Origin of the sequence: Methylobacterium sp. J-068 (assembly GCF_022829445.1) — a bacterium.
Classification (GTDB): Bacteria; Pseudomonadota; Alphaproteobacteria; order Rhizobiales; family Beijerinckiaceae; genus Methylobacterium.
In genome coordinates this window covers 1-360 of sequence record NZ_JAKSXY010000097.1, presented here as the reverse complement: position 1 = coordinate 360, position 360 = coordinate 1, and the positions used below count along the sequence as shown (strand labels likewise).

At 77.2% G+C, this 360-nt stretch carries 1 protein-coding gene; it reads right to left on the bottom strand.

The features are described 5' to 3' along the window. A partial coding sequence (locus MKK54_RS16495; RefSeq protein ID WP_244012291.1) for an AMP-binding protein occupies positions 1-360 on the bottom strand: 360 nt, incomplete at both ends.

Genomic DNA, 360 nt, shown 5'->3' with positions numbered 1-360 from the left:
GCCGGGCCAGGCGGCGGCCAGGGCCGTGGTGGTGACGAGGAGGCGCAGGCCACTGTCGCGGACCATCTCGTCCAGGCGAGGGCGAGGCAGGTCGGGGACCAGGGGCAGGAAGGCGGCGCCGGCCTTGAGGATGGCGAGGGTGGCGACGAGAAGGTCGCAGGAGAGCTCCGGGGGTAGGCCGAGGAGGGTGTCGGGGCCGGCCACGGAGCGGGCGAGGCGGCGGGCAAGGCGGGCCGCGCGGGCGTCGAGATCAGAGCGGGTCAGGCGTTCGCGGTCATCGACCACGGCGATGGCCCCGGGCGCGGCCCGGACCTGGGCGGCGATGCGCTCCAGCACGGTGGCGGCCGGCGCGAAGACCCG